Annotated in this window: 18 protein-coding genes, 1 tRNA gene and 5 pseudogenes; 10 read left to right on the top strand and 14 right to left on the bottom strand. The window is 67.9% G+C overall.

The annotated features are described in order from the left end of the window. Positions 1-17: 17 nt before the first annotated feature. From BJF87_RS06115 to BJF87_RS06105, 3 genes are read right to left on the bottom strand one after another with little or no spacing between them, the layout of a single operon-like run. Positions 18-1,421, bottom strand: coding sequence for an FHA domain-containing protein (locus BJF87_RS06115; RefSeq protein WP_075862825.1), 1,404 nt, complete (start codon positions 1,419-1,421; stop codon positions 18-20). Beyond that, positions 1,418-1,867, bottom strand: coding sequence for a hypothetical protein (locus tag BJF87_RS06110; protein ID WP_006357838.1), 450 nt, complete (start codon positions 1,865-1,867; stop codon positions 1,418-1,420). Before BJF87_RS06110 ends, BJF87_RS06115 begins: the two co-directional genes overlap by 4 nt. Further along, on the bottom strand, positions 1,867-3,462 hold the full coding sequence (locus tag BJF87_RS06105) for a hypothetical protein (RefSeq protein ID WP_006357837.1): 1,596 nt from the start codon (positions 3,460-3,462) through the stop codon (positions 1,867-1,869). The genes BJF87_RS06110 and BJF87_RS06105 overlap by 1 nt, the downstream gene beginning before the upstream one ends. A gap of 427 nt (positions 3,463-3,889) precedes the next feature. Between BJF87_RS06105 and BJF87_RS06100 the strand changes: the two genes are divergently transcribed. The 5 genes and pseudogenes from BJF87_RS06100 (at position 3,890) to BJF87_RS06080 (ending at position 8,891) form a co-directional block, all read left to right on the top strand. Beyond that, a complete protein-coding gene (locus tag BJF87_RS06100; protein WP_006357836.1) occupies positions 3,890-4,933 on the top strand; it encodes a diiron oxygenase in 1,044 nt (347 codons plus the stop codon). Between the two features lie 48 nt (positions 4,934-4,981). Continuing rightward, positions 4,982-6,588: pseudogene (locus BJF87_RS06095) on the top strand (4Fe-4S binding protein). Beyond that, positions 6,509-6,982, top strand: coding sequence for a hypothetical protein (locus BJF87_RS06090; RefSeq protein ID WP_006357834.1), 474 nt, complete (start codon positions 6,509-6,511; stop codon positions 6,980-6,982). Before BJF87_RS06095 ends, BJF87_RS06090 begins: the two are co-directional and overlap by 80 nt. Further along, positions 6,979-7,928: pseudogene (locus tag BJF87_RS06085) on the top strand (EamA family transporter). The gene BJF87_RS06090 and the pseudogene BJF87_RS06085 overlap by 4 nt, the downstream one beginning before the upstream one ends. A 156-nt stretch (positions 7,929-8,084) precedes the next feature. Beyond that, positions 8,085-8,891, top strand: coding sequence for a maleylpyruvate isomerase family mycothiol-dependent enzyme (locus BJF87_RS06080; protein ID WP_035750860.1), 807 nt, complete (start codon positions 8,085-8,087; stop codon positions 8,889-8,891). Position 8,892: 1 nt separating this feature from the next. On the opposite strand, the gene BJF87_RS06075 is transcribed toward BJF87_RS06080, so the two are convergent. Beyond that, positions 8,893-10,542 (bottom strand): DEAD/DEAH box helicase, encoded by a 1,650-nt coding sequence (locus BJF87_RS06075; RefSeq protein WP_075862824.1) that lies wholly within the window; start codon positions 10,540-10,542, stop codon positions 8,893-8,895. Between the two features lie 309 nt (positions 10,543-10,851). Then, positions 10,852-11,415, bottom strand: coding sequence for a helix-turn-helix domain-containing protein (locus BJF87_RS06070; protein ID WP_006357830.1), 564 nt, complete (start codon positions 11,413-11,415; stop codon positions 10,852-10,854). Between the two features lie 57 nt (positions 11,416-11,472). Here BJF87_RS06070 and BJF87_RS06065 point away from each other — a divergent pair, with 57 nt between their 5' ends. After that, positions 11,473-12,201 (top strand): AzlC family ABC transporter permease, encoded by a 729-nt coding sequence (locus BJF87_RS06065; protein ID WP_042378620.1) that lies wholly within the window; start codon positions 11,473-11,475, stop codon positions 12,199-12,201. Then, positions 12,198-12,521: an AzlD domain-containing protein gene (locus BJF87_RS06060; protein WP_042378623.1), complete on the top strand. Its 324-nt coding sequence runs from the start codon at positions 12,198-12,200 to the stop codon at positions 12,519-12,521. Before BJF87_RS06065 ends, BJF87_RS06060 begins: the two co-directional genes overlap by 4 nt. Positions 12,522-12,608: 87 nt before the next feature. Here BJF87_RS06060 and BJF87_RS06055 read toward each other — a convergent pair whose 3' ends face one another. Together BJF87_RS06055 and BJF87_RS06050 are read right to left on the bottom strand one after the other, a co-directional pair. Next, complete coding sequence (locus BJF87_RS06055) at positions 12,609-13,880, bottom strand: family 1 glycosylhydrolase (RefSeq protein WP_139319432.1); 1,272 nt, start codon at positions 13,878-13,880, stop codon at positions 12,609-12,611. A gap of 50 nt (positions 13,881-13,930) precedes the next feature. Then, a complete protein-coding gene (locus tag BJF87_RS06050) occupies positions 13,931-14,878 on the bottom strand; it encodes a triacylglycerol lipase (RefSeq protein WP_035750305.1) in 948 nt (315 codons plus the stop codon). Positions 14,879-15,037: 159 nt separating this feature from the next. On the opposite strand from BJF87_RS06050, the gene BJF87_RS06045 reads away from it, so the two are divergent. Then, the gene (locus tag BJF87_RS06045) at positions 15,038-15,397 is read left to right on the top strand and encodes a nuclear transport factor 2 family protein (RefSeq protein ID WP_051406016.1); all 360 of its coding nucleotides are present in this window, start codon (positions 15,038-15,040) and stop codon (positions 15,395-15,397) included. Positions 15,398-15,442: 45 nt separating this feature from the next. Further along, positions 15,443-16,249, top strand: a pseudogene (locus BJF87_RS06040) (LLM class F420-dependent oxidoreductase); the annotation flags it as partial. Here BJF87_RS06040 and BJF87_RS06035 read toward each other — a convergent pair. The 3 genes and pseudogenes from BJF87_RS06035 to BJF87_RS06025 form a co-directional block, all read right to left on the bottom strand. Then, positions 16,217-18,061 (bottom strand): annotated as a pseudogene (locus BJF87_RS06035) (FAD-dependent oxidoreductase); the annotation flags it as partial. The pseudogenes BJF87_RS06040 and BJF87_RS06035 overlap by 33 nt on opposite strands. Before the next feature lie 81 nt (positions 18,062-18,142). Further along, positions 18,143-18,568: a DUF5994 family protein gene (locus BJF87_RS06030; protein WP_035755660.1), complete on the bottom strand. Its 426-nt coding sequence runs from the start codon at positions 18,566-18,568 to the stop codon at positions 18,143-18,145. Positions 18,569-18,777: 209 nt separating this feature from the next. Next, positions 18,778-18,853: transfer RNA gene (locus tag BJF87_RS06025), tRNA-Ala, on the bottom strand. A 90-nt stretch (positions 18,854-18,943) separates the two neighbouring features. On the opposite strand from BJF87_RS06025, the gene BJF87_RS06020 reads away from it, so the two are divergent. Beyond that, positions 18,944-19,693, top strand: coding sequence for a hypothetical protein (locus tag BJF87_RS06020; RefSeq protein WP_084813152.1), 750 nt, complete (start codon positions 18,944-18,946; stop codon positions 19,691-19,693). Between the two features lie 15 nt (positions 19,694-19,708). Here the strand turns inward: BJF87_RS06020 and glpR are convergent, their stop codons facing one another. From glpR to glp, 4 genes and pseudogenes are all read right to left on the bottom strand, one after another. Continuing rightward, the gene (gene glpR / locus BJF87_RS06015; protein ID WP_075862822.1) at positions 19,709-20,893 is read right to left on the bottom strand and encodes a gephyrin-like molybdotransferase receptor GlpR; all 1,185 of its coding nucleotides are present in this window, start codon (positions 20,891-20,893) and stop codon (positions 19,709-19,711) included. A gap of 184 nt (positions 20,894-21,077) precedes the next feature. Beyond that, positions 21,078-21,449 (bottom strand): annotated as a pseudogene (locus BJF87_RS06010) (SIMPL domain-containing protein); the annotation flags it as partial. 13 nt (positions 21,450-21,462) lie between these two features. Beyond that, entirely contained in the window at positions 21,463-22,119 is a 657-nt protein-coding gene (locus BJF87_RS06005) for a GNAT family N-acetyltransferase (protein ID WP_035755654.1), read from the bottom strand. A gap of 38 nt (positions 22,120-22,157) precedes the next feature. Continuing rightward, positions 22,158-23,462, bottom strand: coding sequence for a gephyrin-like molybdotransferase Glp (gene glp / locus BJF87_RS06000; RefSeq protein ID WP_006357820.1), 1,305 nt, complete (start codon positions 23,460-23,462; stop codon positions 22,158-22,160). Positions 23,463-23,511 lie beyond the last annotated feature (49 nt).

Genomic DNA, 23,511 nt, shown 5'->3' with positions numbered 1-23,511 from the left:
CTCAGATCCCGGCTGTCTCAGATGCGCGCATGATGCGACTCGAAGATGAAGTGGCGTCCTCCGATTCGTACGTGCGACCCCGGGACCAGGACATGCGGACGGTGCGGGAGCAGGCGCACCTCCCGGTTACCGCTGCTCGGGTCGGCGACGAACGTGCCGTTCGCCGAGCCGAGGTCGACGAGCTGAACGGTCCACTCGACCAAGCGGATCTCGACGTGGCGACGCGACAGCTGTCCCGTCTCGTCCTGCACGCGAATCGGTTTCGGGGAACCTGCCCGTCCTCCGCCGGAGGATCCGGGTTCACGACCGATGACCAGGTCCTCGTCGAGCAGGAAGGTGAAACCGTTGTCGAGCAACAGCCAACCCAGCGGCGGGCGCTCCCCCTCGACCAGGAATGTCGTCAGCTGATCCATCCGGATGCCGCAGACACCGCACAACCAGGATTGCGGGTGGTTGAGATGTCCGCGCGAGCATCGGATGCCGTGCACCTTCGCCCGCGACGCCTCGATCTTCACGACCTCGGTCGCGGGACGCTGATGTTCTTCCTTCGGCAGCGGGGCGCGCGGTTCGAGGGGTTCGGCGAGCGGGTTCGGTCGAGCAGCGGGTGCGACCGGCATCGGGTCCGTCGGGAGCGGCTCACCCGGCTCCGGCTGTTCTACCGGCGTCCCACCGAGGGGGGTCGACGTGAACGGCAGGGGTTCGGCGACGTCCGGCCGCATCCGCTCGGTCGTACCCATCGGGTCGGGTTTGGGAACAGCCGGTTCAGACGGGGCCGGCGCAGGCGGGGTGGGCGGCGCGGACCGAGACGGGAAGTCGGCGAACGGGTCAGATGCCGGCTCGGGCTCCGGCTCGGGCTCGGGCTCGGGCCCGGGTTCCGGCGCCGCGGTCTGCGTAGCCGCGGGCAGCGGGTGGAATTCGGTGCCGCGCAATCCGAGCGGCGTGTGCAGCAACGTCCCGGAGGCGGGCACGACACCGTCGACGAGGTCGAACCGTTCCTCCCCGACCTCGGCCGGGACGGAGCCCTCGAGGTACAGGCCGAGCCCCTCGAAGGGCCACGGGATCGCCTTGTCGTAGGCGTCGCCGGGTGGCGGTTCGATCCGTTTGCCGTCGGTCTCGCCGTAGACCCTCCCCGACATGAAGATCGCGATCCCCACGTTGTCCGGCGCGGCGAAGGCGATGTCGATCTGCTCATCGGCCGTGAGCACGAGCTGCGCCAGTGCGCGGACGAGATGGCGGCCGCGCCGGGGTGCCGAATCCGGTACGGACACTGCGGATTCGATGTCGAGCAGGTCCGTGATGAACGCGGCGGGCACCGTGTCGGAGATCAGGCAGAGGAACGCCGGCTTGCGGATCACGATCCCGGCGCCGGGGATCAGCGTCACCGTCGGGGTCACGCTCGGGATGTCACCCGGAATGGTCACAGGAACCGGCCTCCTCGGAATCGCCAGTGCGGGAAGACCGCTCGCAACGGGCCGTTGACCGCGACCCACACCAGCAGCCAGGTGGTGAGGAACTGGACCGTGAACACGAACGGCGACGGCCGCAGTTCCTCCGGCAGCAGACCCGTCCCGTCCACGACGAGCCACACCACGACGCCCTCGTTGATCGCGGTGAGCAGACCGAACAGGGTGGGCCAGTCCTTCTCCCAGCGGAACTGCTGCAGGAAGTGGTAGACGAACTCCCAGGCGACGCCGAGCACGATGACGGTGAACAACACCGTGAACGCGACGCGGTAGACCTCGACGACGGTGGGGTCACCCGACGAGATCAGCCACAGGAACGGCACCAGGACGATGGTCCACGCCCCACCGAGGATGCCGAGCACCAGCACGCGGGTCTGGATCCGCCCCCACAGGGTGGGCAGCATCAGTCGACTCCCTTGTTGTTCATCCACCGCCACCACTGGGCGGTCGAGCGCCACGGTGTGAGTCGTTTGCAGAAACCCTGCCGCGCGAGGTCGTCGACGATCTCGAGAGCGGCGATCTGCAGACCGAGGAAGGTGTCGACACCCGGGAAGTACCCGCCGAGCGTCGCGCTGCCCGATGCGTACAGCTTCCCGTCGCCGTTGCGGGTGCCCTTCAGCTCGAAGTCGCGTTCGACGTCCATCCGGCCGACCGGGTTGATCCCCGCCCCGGTGTGGTCGAGAAGGTCGCGCAGCAAGCGGTGTTCGCGCACGTCGGCCTCGAGTCCGGTGCAGTCGATGACGTAGTCGGCGTACAGCTCGAAGGTGCCGTCCGGCCGGTGCTCCTGCCTGATGGGGGCGTGCGGGTCGACGCGAACCGTCGTCACCACCCCCTGGCCGCCCGGCCCGGGTACCAGGCGCTCGGCCTTGCCGACCGCGGCGCGGTACCACCCTTCGCGGCGGCCGCGCGCGAGCTGTTCCTGCCAGTCGTCGCGGACCGGGGTGTTGGTACCGCCCATCTGTTTGTACGCCTCGGCACGGTCGTGGCCCTCGAGTTTGCGGATGCGCGCTTTGAGCTGACCGCCCCACACCGATTTCGGGTAGTTGAATCCCTGGTAGGCCCAGCCGTCTTTGCCCTTGCGCCGCATGAAGATGTGCGGGCCGTGCGGTTTGTCGTAGTACGTGCGGAACAGGTGCACGATCTGCGTCTGCAGGCCGAGCGCGTCGCGGTCGTCGATGAGGCGTTGCAGCACACGGGATGCGACGATCCCGGCGCCGCGGATCAGGACGGTGCCCGGCTTGCGCTGCAGCGACTGGTAGACGTGTTCGTGGGATTCGTAGGCGTTGACGACCTTGCTGGCATCGCGATAGGTCTCGCGGAAAGCCTGCAGGTCCGGCAGCAGTTTGATCCCCGGATACCCGATGGCCACGTGCACCCAGCGACTGCGGAACGCCACCCGTTTGGTCGGCGAACTCCCCTGTGGCGGTGTGAGGATCGTGAAGTAACCGCCGCCCGCGCGGCGTCGGATCATGCGCACCTGCCCGCGGCGCAGGCAGTTCAGGTAGCCGATGCGGTGGCACTCCTTCTCCATCGACTCGAACGCCTGCCCCGCCTTCGGGGTGTAGTAGTTCGCGAAGATGGGTTCCACCAGGACGTTCCAGAGCGGTTTGAACTTCCTGTCGGCCCACGCCTCACGGACCGCATAGGACGGAAACCCCCAGATGTTGTCCGGTGTCGACGCCGAGTCCGACCGGAGCCGTTCGCCGCGCGGGATCTGCGACACCCGGGTCAGGTACTCGTAGCTGTGCCACGGCACGTCCTGCGGACCGAGGACCGCGATCTGCTCGAGCGGGACACCACAGATCCGCAGATAGTCGACGGTCACGAAGGAACCGATCCCCGAGCCGACGGTGACGAACGGGACGTCGACGATCGGGATGCCCGCCGCCTCCACCATCGCCTCGGTCCAGACGTCGGTGTCGACGAGTTCCGGGGTGAGATCACCGAGGCCGCCGGGGACGGGCCGCGCGGCGCGCCGGGGCGGGACCGTTCCCGGCATCCGGGGCGGATCGGGTACGCGGGGGCCCGGCGGGAACTGACCCGGGGCGGGGAATCGCGTCGGTCCCTGCGGGGGTCGGCTCACCGGCGTCCCCGGACGGATGCGCGCGCACCGGGACCCGGTTTGCTCGGCGCGTACGGGACACGACGGGACATCGCTGGTTCCTCCGATGAGGTCGGGTGGCACGGGATCGTGCGGTAACTCTAGCGCGCGAAGCGGTCCGGAACGGTGTGAAACCAACCGATCGAATTACGGCCGTCTCGGCTGGTCAGCGGGTGAACCGGACATGGTCCGGCGCGCCCCGCGAACCCGCCCCGACCACGGAACGTGACATTGAGTGTTGACAAATAGCGGAGCGTCGAAATACGTTCGGATCATCCGCTGTGGCCGCCCTCACGCGGCCCGGCCCACCTCGAAGGACGCGACGATGACCAAAGCATTGACGAATCCGAACTCCGTTCACACCGCCGGCGACGGCCCGGCACGCTACGTTCCCGAACACGACAAAACGGGCAGCGAGCAGGACTACGGACAGGTGCTCGACGACCTGTCCTCGGCCTCGGTCCACCGGAATTTCGATCCCTACGTGGACATCGACTGGGACGCGCCGCACATGGCGATCACGGAGAACGATCCGCGCTGGATACTCTCCTACGAGGTCGACCCGATCGGGCGACATCCCTGGTACCAGCAACTCCCGGAGAGCAAGCAGATCGAGATCGGCATGTGGCGTCAGGCCAACGTCGCCAAGGTCGGCCTGCAGTTCGAGTCCGTGCTCATCCGCGGCCTGATGCAGTACAGCTTCAAGCTCCCCAACGGCGCACGCGAATTCCGGTACACCACGCACGAATCCAAGGAGGAGTGCAACCACACCCTGATGTTCCAGGAGTTCGTGAACCGCGTGGGCATGGACGTTCCCGGCGCGAAGGTCGGGTACCGACTGATCTCGCCGTTCGTCCCACTGGTCTCGACGGTCTTCCCGATCGTGTTCTTCTTCGGCGTACTCGGCGGCGAAGAGCCGATCGACCACATCCAGAAGGACTTCCTGCGGACCCGCGCCCGCCTGCACCCGACGATGGCCGCGGTGATGCAGCTGCACGTCGCCGAGGAAGCACGGCACATCTCGTTCGCCCACCACTTCATCCGCGAACAGGTCCCACAGCGCAACCGCTTCCAGCGTTTCCTGCTGTCGCTCATGCTGCCGCTGACCATGCGCACCCTGTGCAGCGCGATCGTGGTTCCGCCGCGTTCCTTCGCCAAGGAATTCGACGTCCCGCGCGAGGTCATGAAGGACATCTTCTGGCGATCCGAGGAGTCGAAGCGCTTCCTGCGCAACGTCTTCGGCGACGTCCGTATGCTCGCCGACCAGAGCGGGCTGATGAACCCGGTGTCGCGCCTGCTGTGGCGCGTGCTCGGGATCAGCGGCCGCCCTTCGCGTTTCCGTAGCGAGCCGACCTACACGGCCGCCTGACCCGCCGGCGGAGATCCGCCCCTCACACACAGGTAGCGAACCGACCTCATGCCTCACGTCGTCACTCAGGCGTGCTGCGGCGACGCGTCGTGCGTCTACGCATGCCCCGTCAACTGCATCCACCCCACCCCGGAAGAGCCGGATTTCGGCATCGCGAGATGCTCTACATCGACCCGGCGACCTGCGTCGACTGTGGTGCGTGCGTCAGCGCCTGCCCCGTCGGCGCCATCGTTCCCGGTCACCGCCTGCCCGCGGGGCAGGAGCGATTCGCCGAGGTCAACGCCTCGCAGTACCGCGAAACCGTCGACGGTGCAGCACGTTTCCCCGTCGATCCCGCACGCCGGCTCCCGCTCGCCCCGATCGACCGGCCGCGTCAGCTGGCAGTCGAGGAGAAGGTGTCGATCGGCATCGTCGGATCGGGCCCGTCGGCGATGTACGCCGCGGACGAACTGCTGCGGCATCCCCAGGTCTCGGTGACGATGTACGAGCGTCTCGACCGGCCCTTCGGCCTCGCGCGCTTCGGCGTCGCCCCGGACCATCTGCACACCCGCAAGGTGATGCGCCTGTTCGACGACATCGCACGCAACCCGAACCTGGAGATCCTCCTCGACACCGAGGTGGGTCGCGACATCACGCTCGACGACCTGCGGTCCCGCCACCAGGGCGTCATCTGGGCCGGCGGCGCCCCCACCGACAAGACACTGGACCTGCCGGGGATCGGCCAGGCAGGAGTCACCAGCGCCACGTCTTTCGTCGGCTGGTACAACGGCCATCCGGATTTCACCGACCTCGACGTCGACCTGTCCACCGACCGCGTGGTGGTCGTCGGCAACGGCAACGTCGCTCTCGACGTCGCACGCATCCTCGTCGCCGACCCGGCTGCACTCGTCGACACGTCCATCTCGCCGGCCGCGCTGGCCGCCCTGAAGGAGTCGTCGGTGCGCGAGGTGGTCGTGCTGGGACGACGCGGACCCGCCCATGCCGCGTTCACACTGCCCGAACTGATCGGCCTGGTGGATTCGGGCGTGGCGGTGACCGTCGATCCCGCCGATCTCCGATCCGCCCAGGTGGACGGCGAACTCGACGCCACCATTCGCGCCAAGCTCGACATCCTCGCCGAATGCGCCGAATGCGCCGCCGCCGGCGAACCCGAGGGTCGTCGTATCCGGTTGGCGTTCTTCTGTTCTCCGCTCGAAGTGTCCGGCGAGGACGGACGCGCGACCGGCGTCGTCGTGGGCCGAAACCGGCTGACGGTCGACGATGCGGGTGTCGTCACCGGAATCGAACCCACCGGTGAGATCACCACCCTCGACGCCGGCCTCGTGCTGACCTCGGTCGGTTACCGCGGCGTCGCCGTGCCGGGTTTGCCCTTCGACGACGCCACAGGTGTCATCCCGCACCGCGCCGGCCGGGTGATGGACGGCGAGCAGCCGGTGCCCGGCGTGTACGTGACCGGCTGGATCAAGCGCGGACCGTCCGGCTTCATCGGGACCAACAAGACCGACTCCGCGGAAACCGTGGCGTCGTTGCTCGCCGATCTCGAAACCGGTGCGCTCTCGGATAGATTGATCGACCATGGGGCACGCGTACCAGCGCACCACCGTGCGCGCCGATTTGTCCGCTCTTCCGGCCGACCTCGCGGCGGCGTTGCGTGATCATGCCGAGTCGCGCCAACTGACCATCACCGACGATCTGCCCGCCTGGAGCACCCGGAGCATCAACCCACCTGCCTCGTCCACGATCGGCAGACTGCTCGGCCGGCGCGCGAACCCCGTCGACCCCGACTCGGAGAACCAGACGCTCGTTGTCCTGCATCCGACGCACCTGCTGATCGTCAACTCCGGGGCGAAGCGCGGGATCTCGGCACTGTCGGTACCGCTGGGGATCGCCTCGATCGGGACGCCGGAATCCCCGGACGGGTTCGCGGTGACCGGCTTCGCCGGCGAGAGCGGTCGTCCGGGCAGCTACTACCTGGGCGTCGGCGAACCGCAGGGCGAGGAATGCCGGGAAGCGGTGCGTGCGGCGATCGTGGCCGCGAAGAACCCGTGAGCAGCCCTGTTCAGACCCGTGGCCGCTCCCGGCCGTCCATCGGAATCGCATTGGCGCTGTTCTCGTCGGCGTGCTTCGCCATCTCCGGGGTCCTGGCGCGGGCGATGATCGAATCCGGGTGGTCGGCGGGAGCGACCGTGACCGTGCGCATCGCGGTGGGCGCCGCCGTGCTGGCGATTCCCGGGTTGGTGGCCTTCCGTGACCGGCAGCCACTCTTGCCGCCGCCACCGCAACCCGGCCACCGATCCGGGTGGGTCGTGATCGCCTACGGACTGCTCGCCGTCGCGGGGTGCCAGCTGGCCTACTTCTATGCCGTGACCTACCTGCAGGTCGGGGTGGCGCTGCTGATCGAGTACACCGCACCGGTCGCGGTGCTGGTGTGGATGTGGTTGCGGCACGCTCAGCGACCCACCCGCGTCACCGTGTTCGGCGCCGCTCTCGCGCTCGCCGGCCTCGCCCTGGTCCTCGACCTGACCGGGGAGGTCTCGATCAGCGTGGTGGGCGTCCTGTGGGCTCTGGCCGCCATGGTGGGCGCCGCCGCCTACTTCGTGATCTCCGCCGACGAACGAACCGGCCTGCCGCCTCTCGCACTCGCGGCCGGCGGCCTCGTGATCGGTGCGATCACGCTCGCCACGGCCGGGCTCGTCGGAGCGCTGCCGATGACGGCGTCGACCTCCGCGGTCCGCATCGGCGACCTCTCGCTGCCCTGGTGGGCTCCCCTGCTGATGCTGGGTGTCGTGTCGGCGCGATGGCGTACGCCTTCGGGATCGCGGCCGGCCGGATACTCGGCGCCCGGGTGATGTCGTTCGTCGCCCTGTCCGAGGTGTTGTTCGCGGTGCTGTTCGCCTGGCTCGCCCTCGACGAACTCCCGGCACCGATCCAACTGCTCGGCGGTCTGCTGATCGTCGCCGGTGTCGTGTTCGTCCGATTGGGCGAGGCACCCTGAACCCGGACTCCAGACCTTGGATCACCGCGGCTCGATATCGGATGACGTTGTGCGCGTTCCGCATAGTCGCCGTGAACCGACCCCGTTCCGAAGGATGTGTCGCACGTCGCATCACGCACGAGTAGTCTTGCGGCCCATGTGGGGGAGGAACCACGCGTGACGGGGATGTTCTCGAGGTTTGACTACACCGACGCCGCGCTGACCACCGGGGAACGCTTTCTGGAACTCGTCGAGGGGGTCGACGAGCCGGAGACGCGTGTGCCGCACACACCGGGCTGGACGCTGGTCGACTGTCTGGGGCACGTCGCCCTGGCACCGACGCGATTTCTGGCGCTCGCGCGCGGTGAGGGGGAATGGTGTCGTCAGGCGATCGACGTCCCGGACTTCAACGCGAAACAGATCGCGAATCTGCCGACCCGTGAGGTCTCGGCTCTCGCCCGCCAGCTGAGAGAAGACCTCGACACGCTGGTCGACGCCGTCTCGCACTTCAACGCGCAGGTCCCGAAGATGCGATTCGACGGTGACCGGCACATCCGGGCCGACGCCGCGCTGGGCATCCTCATCGGCGAGTTCGTGGTGCACGGCTACGACGTCGCGCGTGCGGTGGGTGCCCGCTGGTGGGTCGAGCCCGAGGTGGTGCTGATGATCATCCGCGGACGACAGCAGATACTGCCCAGCTGGGTGGACACGACGGCGGCGGTCGGACACCAGGCCACCTACGACATCCGGCTGCGGGGATGTTCGGAACGCTATGTCTACGAGTTCACCGACGGTGAACTGATCATCAACCCCGACCAGCCCCGACGCCCCGACGTCCACATCAGCGTCGACCCGACTGCCGCACTGCTGACCGGCTACGGCCGAATCTCACCCACCTGGGCCGCGCTGACCGGCCGGGCCTTCGCATGGGGAAGCAAGCCGTGGCTTGCGCCACGGCTTGCTCAGAAGTTCTTACCCGCCTGACTCAGCGGCTGGTCGGCGAACCGGCCGGACGGCTGGAGGAACGACGTCCGCCCTGTGCACGTCCACCGGCACGATGCTGGTCACCGGTGCGGGGCTGACCCGCCGAGCGACCCTGCCCTGCCGAGCGCGACTGTCCTGCCGAACGGGACTGGCCGGCCGAGCGAGCGTCGGTGGAACGCTGTCCACCCGAGCGGTGCGACGATCCGGTGCCACCGATGCGCGACTCGCCGCCCTGACCGCGTGCGCCGCCACGGCTCTCACCGCGACCAGCACCGTTGCCACGGCCTTCGCCGCGAGCGCGTCCCGGGCGTCCGCCACCACGGCGACCACCCTGGGAACGACCACCCTGCGAACCACCGCGCTGGCCGCCACGAGCGGCTTCGGCAGCCGCGCGCTCGGCAGCGGAGACGCGGGGTGCGCGCTCGCCGACGAGCTCGTCGACGGCGCCGGCCTTGGCGTCGACCTGCTTCGGGGTGACCTTGATCTTGGCCTTGCGCAGCAGCTGCGAGACCTCACGACGCTGCTCCGGCAGGCACACTGTGACGACGTCACCGGAGCTGCCCGCACGCGCGGTGCGGCCCGAGCGGTGCAGGTATGCCTTGTGCTCGGCGGGCGGATCCACGTGGACGACCAGCTCGATGCCGTCGACGTGCACACCGCGGGCGGCGACGTCGGTGGCCACCAGCACGCGGACGTCTCCCTCACCGAAGGCGGCGAGGTTGCGGTCGCGCTGGGCCTGGCTGAGGTTGCCGTGCAGATCGACTGCCGGGATGCCCTGTTCGCTCAGCTTCTTGGCGAGCTTCTTGGCCTGATGCTTGGTGCGCATGAACAGGATTCGACGACCGGCGCCGGACGCGAGTTCGGCGACGAGGTCGGCCTTGCCCGCGGACGACACCTCGAAGACGTGGTGGGTCATGGCGGCGACCGGCGACTCGGCGGAGTCGACCGAGTGCAGGACCGGATTGTCGAGGAAGCGCTTGGCCAGCTTGTCGACGCCGTTGTCCAGGGTTGCCGAGAACAGCATCCGCTGGCCCTCCGCCGGGGTGGCGGCGAGGAGCTTGGTGACGACCGGGAGGAAGCCGAGGTCGGCCATGTGGTCGGCCTCGTCGATGACGGTGATCTCCACCTCGTCGAGCTTCACGATGCCCTGGCGCATCAGGTCTTCGAGGCGTCCCGGGCAGGCGACGACGATGTCGACGCCGCGGCGGAATGCCTGTTCCTGACGGGCCTGCTTGACGCCACCGAAGACGGTGGTGACGGTGAGGCCGACCGCAGCGGCGAGCGGCTCGACGACGGCGGCGATCTGGGTGGCCAGTTCGCGGGTCGGAGCCAGGATGAGGCCGGTCGGTGCACCGACGTAACGCTTGACCTCCATCTCGGCCAGTCCGGCGACCAGCGGGATGGAGAAGGCGAGGGTCTTGCCCGAGCCGGTCTTGCCGCGGCCGAGGACGTCCTTGCCGTCGAGGGTGTCGGGCAGGGTGTCGGCCTGGATCGGGAAGGCGTCGGCCTTGCCCTGCGATGCCAGGACCTCGACCAGTTTGCTTGGCACGCCGAGGGATTCGAAGGAAACCTGGGGGGCGGTGGTGTCGGCGGGAATGGTCTCGACGATCTGGGTTGCAGTTGCCGAGGGGGTCTCGAGGACAGCAGTCATTATGTGAGCGGAGCTCTTCCTGTGCGTGGCACGCGAGCAGGACGGCAGATCACTGCCGAAGGTCGGTGCCGATGGCGAACACGCGGGTACGCGGCTCGTTCGCCGTATGAAGTCAATGGCAGGCGGTGGACATCTCGAGTGTCCGACCTCGGCGACCACGTTCAGTGGGCCCCGACCTGCGAGAGAAGCGTTCTACGACGCGTTGATGCAACCAATCAGGGTGCAACACTGCGATCGACACTACGCGCCGGTAACGAAAGAAGCGAACCGGTGTGACCGACGTCGCGGTCACCCGCCCCCGCAGACCGGTCAGAACGCCTCACTCAACATGACCGCGACTGTGCCGGGTTCCAGGGCGTCGAAGACATGCTCGACATCGCCGGGGTAACAGATGTAGTCACCGGGACCGAGGACCTCGGCGGCATCGCTGGGCCCGAGGCGGGCGCGACCTGCACTGATGACGACATGTTCGAGGACTCCGCGGGCATGCGGCGCGGACACCCGCGGCTTACCCGGTTCCGCCCGGATGACGTACATGTCGCGTCGAGAACCGGGCGCGGCAGTCGACAGAAGCGTGGCCGAGTAGTCGGCATCGGCGGCCGGGATGACCGGCCCCTCTCCGAAGCGGATCACCTCGACGGTCGGCGCCGGCGAGTCCAGCAGCGCCGAGAACTGCACGCCCAGGGCGGTGGAGAGTGCCCACAACGTCTCTACGCTGGGGTTTCCTTCTCCGGATTCAAGCTGGGACAGCGTCGACTTACCGATTCCTGCACGTCGCGCCAGCTCCGTGAGGGAAAGGCCCGCACGGGTGCGTTCGCGCTTCAGCGACGCGGCGACCAGCTCTTTCGGATTCACCTGCCCGGCATTGTTCATCTAACCGTCCGATCGTCCATCTTGACGAACACTTGTCTCGTGTTCACTATGATAGTCATGCGTTCGGCATGGAGAACACTCGATTCGGCGACTCTGCGCGCCGTGGTCGTGATGTGCCTGTCGGTGCTCGTGATCGGCGCGTCGTACGGCGTTGCCGCGCACAGCGCCGGGCTCGCACTGTGGCAGATCGTGCTCATCGCGACCGTCGTACTCGCCGGGTCGTCGGAATTCGTGTTCGTCGGCGTACTCGCCGCCGGTGGCGTCCCTGTCGTTGCAGCCCTCGCCGGACTTCTGGTCAACACAAGGAACTTCGGATACGGCCTCGCGGTGGGTAAGCACCTGCGCGGACTGCCGGAAATGGTTCTCGGGGCGCATCTCATCAACGACGAGACGGCGGCGATGACCACCGCGGAATCCGAGCCGCGTCGCGCCCGGGCCGCATTCTTGTTGTGCGGCTTGGGCATTCTCGTCTGCTGGCCGGTCGGCGCCGGCCTGGGCGCTCATCTCGGCAGCAGCGTCGCAAGCCCCGAGGCCCTCGGACTCGACGCCGCGTTCCCCGCTCTGCTTGCCGCTCTTGCCGTTCCGGCGCTGCGCACACGCAACACCTGGGTCGCGGTCGCCGTCGGCGGTGCCGTTGCGATCGCCTCGACACCGTTCCTGCCTGCCGGACTGCCGATCCTCTGTGCCTTGGCCGGATTCGCCGCTGTCGAAGCCGTCCGGAGCCTGCTACCGCGTCGGGCCCCTACCCCGCCCCGCGCTCTCGTCGGCAGCGACGCGCCCCGATGACCTCCGGACTGTCCCTCGGCATCGGCATCGCGGTTCTCGCCGTCGGCACCTACCTGATCCGACTGGCCGGGCCACTCCTCCGCAACCGTCTCACCGTGTCGGCGAACACGGAGAAGCTGATGGACCGGGCCACCGTGGTGTTGCTGGTAGCGGTGGCGCTGACCGGCGCCTTCTTCGTCGACCACGACTTCGCCGGATGGGCACGGCCGGCTGGTGTTGCCGTCGGCATCCTCGCGGCCGTCCTGCGCGCCCCGATCGCGGTCGTGGTGATCCTCGCCGCGGCGACCGCCGCCGGACTACGTGCGGTCGGAATCGCCTGACCGACAGACACACTCACCCTTTTTCCGTATTCCCGCCCTCCATCGGGGTGGTGGGAATACGGAAAAGCGGAGGGTTTGCGGGAGTACTTAACGCACAACCGCCGGCTCGGCACAGCTGTCCGGGACATCCACCAGCGAGCACGGGACCGGCAGCCGCGTCGGGCGATACCCGGTCGGGACTCCCCCGGCCCGCGTGATGTCTCGGTACGCGGCGACAGCGTCGGTGGGTCGCCGCGCCAGCGACGGGTCACGTTGCGCGTCAACGGTGTAGAGACCGAAGCGGGAGTCGAAATCGCCCCACTCGTAGTTGTCGGTGAGGCTCCAGTAGTTGTACGACTGCACGTCGATGCCGTCCTGCTTGGCCCGCTGCAGCCAGTACACCGTGTCGCGCAGATGATCTGAGCGACGGTAGCCATCGGGGCGCAGGCCATCAGGATCGGTGGCCAAGCCGTTCTCAATCACCCGGATCGGCTTGCCCGGAAACTGCCGAGCCACGTGCCGGAGTACGTAGTAGATGCTCTCTGGCGCCTGCGAACTCTTCCAGAACTCACCGAGCGCACCGTAGGCCACCGACGCATCGGTGGTCGAGAACGAGTAGTAGTGGTCGACGCCGACGAAGTCCAGGGTGTCGCGCATCCGTTGCGGGAAGATCGATTCCAGCCACGGTTGCAGACCCGCGATCGGATAGTAGGCGAAGTTCGACGACACCTGCGCGCCCGGTTGCACCCGATGGATGTGCCGATAGATGGCGCGATGCGCCGCGACGATCCCGTCGGCCATCCGGCCCAGGTTCTGAGGTGCCACCCCGCCGTACTGGAGTTCGCGTCGAACGTACTCGGTCGGCTCGTTGAACGTGATCCACAGCGGGTCGGCCCAGGCATACCGGTCGACGACCCGCTCGGCGAACGCCACCATGTCGCCGGTCATGCCGGGACGGTTCCAGCCACCGAGATCCACCGCCCACCCGGGATGCACCCAGTGATTCAGGGTGATCATCGGCCACATACCGGCGTCCACGACCTTGCGGATCACGCGGTCGTAGAACGCCCACCCCGCCGGATCATCGTGGCCACGTGTGGGTTCGACTCTCGACCACTCCACCGACGTGCGGTAGATGCCCACGCCCAGCGACGCCGCGCGATCGATGTCCTCGACGTAGCGATGGTAGAAGTCGACGGCGTTGCCGACGGACTGGTCCACCCTGCCCTGCTTGCCGTACCGCAGCCAGTTCGAATCCCGGTTGTACCCCTCCGACTGGAAACCGGATTGAGCGACCCCGAACTCGAAGTCGGGTCCGAGCGGCGGAACCGCAGCCTGCGCAGGCGAGGTGACACCGACGAGGATCAGCCCGGCCGCCACCGCGATCACGAGATGAAGAGCCGCGGGAGGAAGAACTCTGTGCACGACGCTCAGAACGGGCTACCGGTGAACGGCGCGACGCGTTCACAGGGCACGCGGCGGGGGTGTTCCGGGTCGAGCGCGTTCAGCACGAAGAACGCCGTGCGTCGCGACCCCGCCATACCCGCATGTTCGGTGTAGTCGACCGCGCATCCGTCCTGCACAACGATGTTGCGGACATTCTTGCCGCCCGGCGGCAGTCCATACCAGTACGGGACCACGAGTTCGTCGTAGCGGGTGGCGATGTTGGTGTACTGGATGCCCGGCTCGTAGTAGCCGCCGTCGGCGACCTTGCGGAGGAACGCAGCGCCGGGATCGAGGTCGAAACACGCCTGGCACAACGGAACTTGCTCGGGTCGCACGCCGAGCCCGCGGACGAACGGGCCGATGGCATCGGCGGCGGCGACGGTCGTTCCACGCCACACCGGGGCCAATGCGACATACTTGTCGACGCTGTCCTCACCGCCGAGGTACTTGACGTAGTAGGCCGGGACCACGGTCCCCTGCGAATGCCCGATGATGTCGACCTTCGACGCGCCGGTCGTGCGACGCACCTTCGAGACGAAATCGCCCAGCTCGCGCGCGCTCTCGGACATGAGACCCATTCCTCCGATCGCGCTGATCGGCCACGGGGCACCCTTGATCGCACCGTATGTCGTCGTGAAGACGCAATATCCCTCGTTCTTCAGCAGCGGGACGTAGGTTCCCCAATTGGTCTGCTGCGATCCTCCGGTCCCGTGCACGAGGATCACCGGGTTGGGATGACGGGCGGACGGCTTGCAGTTCCAGTCGTTGGCCCCGGGCAGCGAACCGCCCGGGTTGGTCAGTTCCCCGGGGATTCCGGAGAGAAAGTTGTAGGTGACCGGCAATGTGTCTGCCCGCGCGGGCGCGGCGGTGGCGACCAGCACCCCGGCCAATGCCGCCACGACCAGCCCCAACAGCAGCTTCGAGGACCTCATCGCACAGAACCTAACAAACACCTGCCGACCCGGTCGGGCGTTTACCCAGACCGGTTGCCGGACTCCCGATCAACGGGAACCGACTGGCCGGGACGCGCCGATCTCTGATGGCGTAGCACGGTGACGCGAACACAGAAAGCTCAGTTGGACCCTGCCGCCATGGCCGACGTGGTATCCCGGTATCTGTCGTTCCTCGGCGCCGGCACCGGTGAGGACATCGCGGGCCTCTTCGCCGCGGACGCCGTGGTCGAGGATCCGGTCGGCGGGCAGGTTCTGCAGGGACGTGACGCACTCACGTCGTTCTACTCGCGGGTGACCGCCGCCGAGAACTCCGCGGAGTTGCTGACCCTGCGCATGGCCGGCAACTCCGCCGCCTTCCATTTCCGGGTGGTCACCACGACCGAGGACCAGGTGATCACCATCGAACCGATCGATGTCATCACCTTCGACGACCACGGCCTGATCACCGGTCTCCGTGCCCACTGGTCGGCCGAGGACGTCCATACCGTCACACGATGAGAGGTCACGTCGCACAATGAGAGGTCGACGGGAGGCCGTGCGGTCATGCGCCTAGGGATCACGAGTCCGGTCCTGGTCCAGCACCCGAGCACCCGCTCGGACTGGGAACAGGCGGCGACCATCGACGACGTCGCCCGGATCGCGCGACGCGCGGACGACCTGGGCTTCAACCACATCACGTGCAGCGAACACATCGCGGTGCCAGTCGAGGTGGCCGAGGTCCGGGGCGGAAGCTACTGGGATCCGTTGGCCACGTTCGGATACCTTGCGGCCGCCACCAACCGGCTGCACCTGGTCACGAACGTTCTCGTGCTGGGCTACCACCACCCGCTGGAGATCGCGAAGCGATACGGAACCCTCGATCGGGTCAGCCGCGGCCGTCTGGTGCTGGGCGTGGGCGTGGGCACGCTCAAGGAGGAGTTCGACCTCATCGGGGCACCGTTCGACGATCGCGGCGCCCGCGCCGACGACGCGATCGCGGCCCTGCGCGCATCGTTGTCGACGGCCCGGCCGGAGTACCACGGGCGCTTCTACGACTATGCGGACCTGGTGGTGGAGCCGCACGCCGTGCAGGATCATGTGCCGATCTGGGTCGGCGGCCGCACCAGGCGGTCGCTGCGCCGGGCCTGCGCGCACGGTGACGGCTGGGCCCCGTTCGGTCTCGGTTCGGACCAGCTGCGCACGATGCTGGCGGACGCCCCGATTCCACCGTCGTTCGACGTGGTCCTGTCCTCGCCCCGGGCCCTCGATCCGCTCGGTGCGCCCGACACGGTGACGCGGACCCTGAACGATCTGCGCGACGCGGGTGCGACCATCGCCGGCGGTCCATCGGCGCGGAAGGGCCATCGGCACGCCCAGTTGCTGTCCGGCTTCCACCAGGGTCACGTTTCGTCCCCGCTCGGCCAGGAACTCCGAGAGTTCCAGTCCGACAAGGGAACCACCGATCACCACCACGTCCTTCCCCATCGGCAGGAACGCGCGGGTCACGGTCCGGATGGCCTTCGGACTCCTGGTGATGCCGGACAATCGGCCCAGTCGGCCGGCCATCCGGAGGAACCACGACACCTGCGAGAGGTCCCCGCTCCCGGTCATCACCGCGCGCAGCGAATCGCCGGTGTGCACATGGGGCAGATGTCCACCGGGCACGTCCGGCCGGTCGCGCACCGCACCGGTGGCCACGATCACGACGTCGGGGGCGAGGGACCCGACCGACTCCTTCGTGGCCTCGGTCCTCAATCGGATGTCCACATCGAGTCGCTCGACCTCGTTCTTCAGCCACCGCAGCAGCCGATGATTGTCCGGGGTGGTCAGGCTCGAGAACCACAGCGTGCCGCCCAGACGATCGCCCTTGTCCAGCAGGGTCACCCGGTGACCGCGTTCGGCGGCCACCCGCGCGGCTTCGAGTCCGCCGGGACCCGCACCGACGACCACGACATGCTTCGGGCTCGCGGTGCGGACCAGCGGGAGGACGGTCTCGTCACCGAGCGCCGGATTGACCGCACAGACCGGGGTGCCGTCCCAGAAGTTCTCCTGCACACAGACATAGCAGTTGATGCACGGGCGAATCCGCTCCGGCCGTCCGGCACGCAGCTTCGACACCAGGTCGGGGTCGGCGAGCAGTTGCCGACCCATCGCGACGAAGTCGGTCTTCCCCTCGGCGATGGCGGCCTCGCCGACCTCGGGAAGCATCCGGCCGACCGTGATGACCGGGATGGACACCGCCTTCTTCACGTCCGCGGCGAGCTCGACATAAGCCCCGACCGTGTCCGGCAGTGGGCCGTCGGTGAAGTTGGAGAACGGGTTCCGGCCCCAGCCGGTGACATGGATGGCGTCGGCACCGGCGGCCTGGAACAGCTTCGCCGCGCCGACCGCCTCCTCGGGGGTCAGGCCGCCCTCCTCGCCGAACTCGCGACCGGCGACGCGGACGATGACCGCCAGCGAGTCGCCGACCCGCTCCTTGACCGCGGCGATGACCTCGCAGGCCAATCGGGCCCGGTTCTCCAGCGATCCGCCGTAACCGTCGGTCCGCTGGTTGTCGGCGCGACTCAGGAAGCCGCCGAGCACATATCCGTGCGCGCAGTGGATCTCCACCGCATCGCCGCCCGCGGCCTGCACCCGGCCGGCGGCATCGGCGAAACACCTTATGAGCCAGTCGATGTCGTCTTGCGTGGCCTCGTGGTAGGTGGCCGACTTTCCGCCGGACACGGCGGCCATCTTCTGGAGTTCGGCTGGGGTGTTGTCCGCCAGGGCGGACAGGTCACGGGAACCGGCCGGTGTCGAGGCAACGAGGAGCGGACGGTCGTCGATCGTGTCGATCCGCGCCACCCGGCCGTGGTGGGTCATCTGGACGCAGAGCTTGCTGCCTTCTGCATGCACCGCGTCGGCCAGGGCCGCGAGACCCGGGATGAAACGGTCCTCGGACAGTCCCGGTTCCTTGGTGCTGGCACACCCGACCGGATAGGCCACCGCACAGCAACCGGTGATGATCAGGCCCGTACCACCAGCGGCGCGAGCCGCGAAATGGGCGACATCACCCTCTTCGATCTCGCCGTCGACGCACAGGTTCATGTCCATCGCAGGCAGGACAACGCGATTGGGTACCGCCATCGGGCCGATGGCGCCGGGCGCGAGCAGGTGGGCATACCCGCTGGATCGGATCTTCACCACCGCACGGTAAATCGTGGTCGCAGCGTCCGGCGCGAACGGGTCCCGGTCATCGGGACGCCCAGGTGCAGACGTCGGGCGTCAGGACGTGGAGAGCGACCGGCGCGCGAGTTCCAGAATCCGTTCCGCACGACGAAATTCCAGCGAATGCAGCTGACTGTCCGGGGACACGGTGTTGCTTGCCTGACGCAGCAGGATCGCGGCCAGCGACGATGCGGTCCGCGGTGGGATGACCAGAAGCGTCACGACGACCCCGCCTGCGGTCAGTGTCATCAGCGGGGGCGTCATGGGAGAGTCCGGCGAATCCAACCCGGGGATGCGGCGGAAGCTACTCCAGTTGACGTCCATCCCGGTGACGTCGCCGATCTGTGGTCGAGCCGCGGCGAGCACGCCGGGCAGCTCGTCGGCGAGCTGGACCGTGTACGGGTACCACGCGCCGCCGATCGGCGCCGACGGATCTATACCGAACCGCACCCGGGGCGGTCCCAGAAGCGGAGGGACGCTCATCGTCGCACCGCCTCGACGACGACAACGATGCTGAGGGACTCGGAGGTCACATTCCCACCTGACGTGTTCACCAGACGGAGAGTGGACTGTCTACGGTCTGACACCGGAGAGGCCGACAGAGATCTGTCGGATGTTCGATCCGGATACTGAGAAGGTTACCCCGGCAGCGCGACGGCGCGCCCGGCGGCTCGGCATGACCGGCGTGAGAGTGGTGGAGCTAAGGGGAATCGAACCCCTGACCTACTCGATGCGAACGAGTCGCGCTACCAACTGCGCCATAGCCCCGGAGGGTCGTCGTGCGACCAACCGGGAGCCACTGTAGCAGCCCCACCGCGGTGGATCCCAAACGCCCGGACTCATGGCTAGGCTGGGCCGGTGCCTCGGATGTCTGATCAGCAATTGGCCGGTGTTCTCAGCAACGTCGTGGGGGTGATCAACCCTGTTCTCGACGTGCTCGCCGAACGCGACCCGCTCGGCCTCAAGGGTCACACCTTCCATGACCACGACCACCCCGATTCCCGCATCGAGCAGGCCCAACACGCGGCCGCCAAGCTCCTCGACGTCGCGGACTGGCCCGGGACGAAGGGTTGGAGCGAGCGGTCGATGCACAAGCGTGCGAGCTGGTGGGTGACCCGCATCGGGACACTCAACACCACCGCGGTCGCCTTCCCCGGGGTCTTCGGCATCTGGGCGAAACGCCTGCCGATCACTCCCTACCTGGGGTTCGCCAATCAGGCGATGGTGCTCATCGCAATCGCCCGCGAGTACGAGGTCACCGACCGCGGCCGGCAGGTGGCGCTGCTGGCGTCGGTGCTGTGCGGACGGGACATCGCCACCCCTGATCTGTCCTCAGAGTCGGCTGCTCCCCTGCCCAGCGAACCCGAGGAGCGCAAGAAGTCGTTGTTCCGCGGCATCTGGGATGCCGCGAAGCTGCTGCGGGCCGTCGACGACGAGTTCGAGAAACGACCTCAGCCGATGATCCTGTTCCGCATGCTCGGGTACATCCCGGTCATCGGCGCGCCGGCCACCTACCTCGGTGAGCGGTTCGCACTGTCGACGGCCGCCAAGCGCGGTCAGGCGTGGCTGGATGAACACGGGAAGGCGTCGCTGGCCTCAGGGCACTGATCGAGCCTGTTCGGGTCAGCCGACCCGGCGGTACTCCAGGTCCTCGCGGTCCATACGACGACGCTGGAACGGCGGCAGGTGGTCGAACACTGGGTCCTCGTCGTCGATCTCGAGAACCACTGCGCCACCGGGACGCCGGAGGCGCGGGGGCGGCGGGGCGGCGGCGAACTCGGGCACCGCGGCGGCGCGTCGACGACGCTCCTCCTCGGCACGCTGCGCACGCTTGGCGCGGGCGAGTCGCTGAGCCCGGATCTGCTGCTCGACCTTCACCGCCCGACGCAGGTACGCGAGGTAGCCGACCAGCATCAGCCCGACGACACCCGTCGCGACCCAACCGGGCATCCCGATCAGGAAGCCCGACACCAACGACAGGATGAACAGCACGAACAGACCCAGCGTGACCCGCTGCCGCTCGCGGTACTTCAGCTCGCGTTCCTTCTCCGACGAGTAGATGCTGCGGCGAATCCGCTCGGACTGCGGCGAACGCCCGGCCGGCCGCTCGTCCTCCAGCTCGTCGACGACCGACTCCGGTTCGACCTCGGTGTGCCGGGACGCGCGGGCGTAGTCGTCGTACTCGTCCTCGTCGAGATCGTCGGTCGCGTCCTCGTACTCGGCTTCGTCGTATTCGGCTTCGTCGTCGTATTCGGCTTCGTCGTCGTATTCGGCTTCGTCGTCGTATTCGGCTTCGTCGTCGTACTCAGCCTCTTCGGAGTCCTCGTACTCGGCCTCGCCGGACTCGGAATCCTCGGCGTCGTCGACCAAGTCGTCGTCGGTCTCGGCGGTTTCGTCGTCCTCGACCTCGTCGGTTCCATCGGCGAGGTCCTCGAGGTCGGTGTCCTCGGCGTCGGTGTCATCCGTGGCCTCGACGGTCGGCTTGTCCGCCTCGACATCTGCGACGCGCTGGACCTTCGTCGTGACGTCGGCGTCCTCGGTCTCGGCGTCGTCCTCGACCTCGTCGACGACGGCGGTCGCGGTCGCCTTACGGGAGGACTTCCACGACGGGTCGTGCGGGTGGCGAGCCGACGAGCGGCGTCGCGCCGTCGACGGTGCCGTCGCGCGGGATCCACCGCGGTGCAGCAAGCGCGTCTTCTTCGCGGCCTCGGTCGATTTGAGGATCTGGGGACGACCCTTGATAACCATCGGGACCAGCACGAAGAGCCAGACCGCGACGAGACAAACCCACAGTACGGAGTTGGGCATGCGACTCTCCCTTCATTCACTCTGGTCACACGAGGCCACTCCACAATCTAGGGCCCGAAAGTCCCAGTTCCGCGCAGACGCGCCGGAGCGCGACCATGTCGGTGCGGATTCACATGCCGCTCTCACCTCACTCGGCACGAAACCGTAGCTTCACTCGGCGCGGAAACGCGCGTCCACCGCGACGCCAGCGAACGTTTTCGACCGCCACCCCTTCTTCCCCGGACCAGGTGTCGATGAACTCCGACAGCTTCTCGAAGTCCACGAACTCGGCATCGAGACGAATGCGGGTGTTGTACATCGGGTCCCGCGGCTCACCGTCCTGCGAGTAGGCCCGGGACGAGTACACCCGTACCGATTCGGCGGTCCACCGGTTCACCGCACCGGCCGACTCGAGCTCGCCCAGAGCCCCGGTGATCCGCGAATGCAGTGCCACCGCAGCCTCGTACACGGCCGCTTTCACGGGACCTTCGAGATGGACGGCGAGGTCGATCGCGCCGCGTTCCGGGGCGTACCGACCGCGTGCGTTACCGCGAACCACGATTTCGAGATCAGTCATGCCGTGAGCTTAGTTATGAAAAGGACGCCCGACCCGAACGGACCAGCGCCTCGGCCGCGGACCCGACGACCTCCTCGGCCGTCAACGCGAACAACATGTGGTCGCGCCAGCGCTTGTTGACGTCCATATACCGGACCAACAGGCCTTCCTGTCGAAAACCGATGTTCTTCAACACCTTTTGGGACGCCTCGTTGGCCGGCTGCACCGTCGCGTCGAGCCGGTGCAGCCCGACCGGACCGAAGCAGTGGTCCACGCCGAGTGCGACGGCCGCCGTCGCGATGCCCTGGCCGGCGTGCGCGTTGTCGACCCAGTAACCGATCCACGCGCTGCGCACGGCTCCGCGCTGGATGTTGCCGACCGTCAGCTGCCCCACGTACTGACCGTCGAGCTCGATCACGAACGGCAGGATGGCGCCGCGCTTGGCCTCCGACTTCAGCACCGCGAACAGGGGCGGCCACGACGCGGGCTGATGGCGGTCCGCCCAGCTCCCGACGCCGGTGGGTTCCCAGGGCAACAGCGAGTTCTGGTTACGGATGCGCAGTTCGCTCCAGTTCTTGCCGTCGCGGACCTTCACCGGCCGCAACGTGACCGTCCCGGCCTTGGTGCGCAGCGGTCCGAGGGTCGCCGGCCAACCCGGGCTGCCCGCACTGCCGCTCAACCACCTGAACACGATGAGTCAGTTTAAGCGCAATCACGCCCCGGATGCGGTCAGCCGCGCTGGGCGAGGAACGCGACCTCGACCTCGTCGCCGGTGCTCATCTCCTCGACCTCGGGGTCGACCATGATGAGACAGTTCGCCTCGGCGAGTTCGGCCAGCAGGTGCGACGAGCCGGTCGGCGACGCGCCGAGCACCTGGACGAGGTAGTCCCCGGTCCGTTCGTCGCGCATGAGCTGTCCGCGGAGGTATCCCTTGCGACCGCGCACCGAGGCGATCGGCCCGATGGTGCGGGCCTTGATGATCCGACGCATCGGCTGCCGCTTGCCGAGTGCGATGCGGATCAGCGGGCGCACCATCACCTCGAAGGTGACCAGCGCGCTCACGGGGTTCGCAGGCAGCAGGAAGGTCGGCACCTCGTCGCGACCGAGCCGGCCGAAGCCCTGTACAGATCCGGGGTGCATGGCCACGCGGACGATCTCGAGTTCACCGAGGTCGGCGAGGGCGTCGGCGATGGCCTTCGACGCACTGCCGCCGACCGCGCCACAGATCACCACGATCTCGGACCGGATGAGCTGCGCCTCGACCACCTCTCGCATCCGGGAGGCGTCGCGTTCGGCGATGCCGACCCGGTTGACGTCGGCGCCGGCGTCGCGTGCGGCGGCCGCGAGGGCATAGCTGTTGACGTCGTAGATCTGTCCCGGTCCGGGAGTGCGGTCGATGTCGACGAGTTCACTGCCGACCGAGATCACCGACAGACGCGGACGGGGATGCACCATCACGCGCGACTGTCCGACGGCGGCGAGCAGACCCACCTGGGCGGGACCGATGATCGCGCCGGCGCGGACCGCGACATCACCGGGCTGCACGTCGTCGCCGACCCGGCGCACGTAGTTACCGCTCTCGACGCCGTGGCCGATCTTGACCTTCTGATCGCCGCCGTCGGTCCAGCGCAAAGGCACGACCGCGTCGGCGAGCGTCGGCATCGGCGCACCGGTCTCGACGCGGACGGCCTGGCGCGGTTGCAGTCGGGTCGGGGTCCGCGACCCCGGGCCCACCTCCCCGACCACCGGCAGCGACACGATCATGGGCTCGCCCGTCTCGAGGTCGACGAGTTCGGCGCCGTTCGGATCGAAATCCTCGAGATCCTCGGGGGCCAGAACACCGGCCAGGGCCACGTCGACGGCACGCACCGCGTAACCGTCGATCGCGGCCTGGTCGAAACCCGGCATCGGATGCTCGGTGACCACTTCCTCCGCGCACATCAGACCCTGCGCCTCGGAGATCGCGACACGCACCGGCCGCGGCGCCACCGCGGCGGCGGTCACGAGCGTCAGATGATCTTCGACCGACCGCATCTCACCGCACTTCCCGCACTGCTCGATACAACACAGAAGAACGGTATCG

The sequence above is a fragment of the Gordonia sp. CNJ-863 genome (assembly GCF_001942325.1).
Classification (GTDB): Bacteria; Actinomycetota; Actinomycetes; order Mycobacteriales; family Mycobacteriaceae; genus Gordonia; species Gordonia alkanivorans.
The sequence above is the reverse complement of the archived record's forward strand: the minus strand, read 5'-3'. Positions and strand labels throughout refer to the sequence as shown.

What these genes read in the sequence shown, in the direction of transcription:
- BJF87_RS06110 (WP_006357838.1), bottom strand. Translation starts at nt 1,867, where the DNA reads ATGCTGCCCACCCTGTGGGGGCGGATCCAGACCCGCGTGCTGGTGCTC.
- BJF87_RS06105 (WP_006357837.1), bottom strand. Translation starts at nt 3,462, where the DNA reads ATGCCGGGAACGGTCCCGCCCCGGCGCGCCGCGCGGCCCGTCCCCGGC.
- BJF87_RS06100 (WP_006357836.1), top strand. Translation starts at nt 3,890, where the DNA reads ATGACCAAAGCATTGACGAATCCGAACTCCGTTCACACCGCCGGCGAC.
- BJF87_RS06090 (WP_006357834.1), top strand. Translation starts at nt 6,509, where the DNA reads ATGGGGCACGCGTACCAGCGCACCACCGTGCGCGCCGATTTGTCCGCT.
- BJF87_RS06075 (WP_075862824.1), bottom strand. Translation starts at nt 10,542, where the DNA reads ATGACTGCTGTCCTCGAGACCCCCTCGGCAACTGCAACCCAGATCGTC.
- BJF87_RS06070 (WP_006357830.1), bottom strand. Translation starts at nt 11,415, where the DNA reads ATGAACAATGCCGGGCAGGTGAATCCGAAAGAGCTGGTCGCCGCGTCG.
- BJF87_RS06065 (WP_042378620.1), top strand. Translation starts at nt 11,473, where the DNA reads ATGCGTTCGGCATGGAGAACACTCGATTCGGCGACTCTGCGCGCCGTG.
- BJF87_RS06060 (WP_042378623.1), top strand. Translation starts at nt 12,198, where the DNA reads ATGACCTCCGGACTGTCCCTCGGCATCGGCATCGCGGTTCTCGCCGTC.
- BJF87_RS06050 (WP_035750305.1), bottom strand. Translation starts at nt 14,878, where the DNA reads ATGAGGTCCTCGAAGCTGCTGTTGGGGCTGGTCGTGGCGGCATTGGCC.
- BJF87_RS06045 (WP_051406016.1), top strand. Translation starts at nt 15,038, where the DNA reads ATGGCCGACGTGGTATCCCGGTATCTGTCGTTCCTCGGCGCCGGCACC.
- BJF87_RS06030 (WP_035755660.1), bottom strand. Translation starts at nt 18,568, where the DNA reads ATGAGCGTCCCTCCGCTTCTGGGACCGCCCCGGGTGCGGTTCGGTATA.
- glpR (WP_075862822.1), bottom strand. Translation starts at nt 20,893, where the DNA reads ATGCCCAACTCCGTACTGTGGGTTTGTCTCGTCGCGGTCTGGCTCTTC.
- glp (WP_006357820.1), bottom strand. Translation starts at nt 23,462, where the DNA reads ATGCGGTCGGTCGAAGATCATCTGACGCTCGTGACCGCCGCCGCGGTG.